Below are 1,418 nucleotides of genomic sequence, written 5' to 3' on the forward strand. Positions count from 1 at the left end.
GCTGGTGCAGGCGCAGGCTCCGGCCCGCGGGCACCGCTGCCCGCAGCACCTGCCCGTACAGCGGGTGGGCGACCCGGACCAGCCGCTCGGCGCCGTCGTCCACGGTGATCAGCCGGGCTTCCACCAGGGCATCCACCTGCTCCCCGGCCGCGGTTTCCAGCAGCAGGCCGAGCGGAACGGGATCCGCCAGCGCCACCGTCTCCAGGACCTCGCGCTGCTCCGGTGTACAGCGGCGGAAATGCCCCTTGACCAGGTCCGACAGCCGTCCATCCGGCCGTCCCGGCTCACCGGTGCGCAGCCACACGCCGTTGCGCTCGATGAGTATGCCCTGGCGGCGTTCCTGCGCCAGGAGGGCCAGCAGGAACGCCGGGTTTCCGCCCGAGGCCGCAGCGAAGGCGCTGCCGAGGCTGGGCAGGATCCGGCCGCCAAGGGCCAGCCGGGACAGCCCTTGCACGGCCTGTTCATCCAGCGGCGGCAGCAGCCGGCGGACCAGCAGTCCGTCCGCGGCCAGCGACGTGAGCTCCTGCGGCACTGCGGGCGCCGGCCGGCTCAGCGCCAGCAGCTTCACTGTCCCGGACGCCGCCAGCTGGGCGGCCAGCAGGGCGCTGGCTTCGTCCAGGTCATGGGCGTCGTCGATCACCAGCAGCACCGGGATCCGGCCCGGCGCCAGCCCGTTGATGTGCGCGAGCACCGAGCGCATTGCCGCCAGCACCGAGTCCGTCTGGTCCTCCTGGAGCGAGCCAAGGTAAGGCGCCAGCGCAGCGAACGGCACCTGCGACAGGGTCGGGCTGGCATGGATCCGCAGCGGGACGACGGTGGAGCCCAGTTCGGCCAGCACCGTCCGGGCCAGCGCCGTCTTACCCAGGCCCTGCTCCGCCACCACCAGCGCGCCGGAGCCGGTGCAGACGGCGTCGACGACGGCCCGGACCTCGGCGTCCCGGCCCACTAATGAGATTCCCCCAAATTCCTCCATGGCCTATGTCAGCAACTCTGCGAGTTCGGCCCGGCTGGAGATGTTCAGCTTCGAATAGATTTTGCCCAGGTGCCAGTCAACCGTCCGCGGCGAGAGGTTGAGCTGCTTGCCCAGTTCCACGCTGCTCTTGCTGTGCGCCGCGCCGAGCGCCAGTTCGCGTTCGAACCGTCCAAGCAGGCCAAACCGGTAACGCAGCCCGTACTCCGGTCGCAGCCGGCGGAAGCTCGAATTAGCCAGCTCCCGCGCCTGCCGCATCGTCGGCTGGTCCGCCGCCGCGTCCTGGGCTGCCCTGGCAGCCTGGTGGGCGAACAAATCGTTGCCGTCCGCGGAGGCGAGCCGCGCCGCTTCAAGCAAGGCACCGCCGTCGTGCCTCAGCAGGCCGGACGCGAACAGCTCCCCCAGCTCGCCGGCCGGACCGCAGTCCCGGGGCGCCCCGTCCAGCAGC

2 protein-coding genes are annotated in these 1,418 nt (G+C 71.7%); both read right to left on the reverse strand.

The genetic code is table 11. The features are described 5' to 3' along the window. A partial coding sequence (locus tag D477_RS20740; protein WP_043847822.1) for an ATP-binding protein occupies positions 1-973 on the reverse strand: 973 nt, incomplete at its 3' end. A gap of 3 nt (positions 974-976) precedes the next feature. Further along, positions 977-1,418 (reverse strand): helix-turn-helix transcriptional regulator (locus D477_RS20745; protein WP_043847821.1); only part of this gene is annotated, 442 nt, incomplete at its 5' end.

This window comes from Arthrobacter crystallopoietes BAB-32, from assembly GCF_000328305.2.
Classification (GTDB): domain Bacteria; phylum Actinomycetota; class Actinomycetes; order Actinomycetales; family Micrococcaceae; genus Crystallibacter; species Crystallibacter crystallopoietes_A.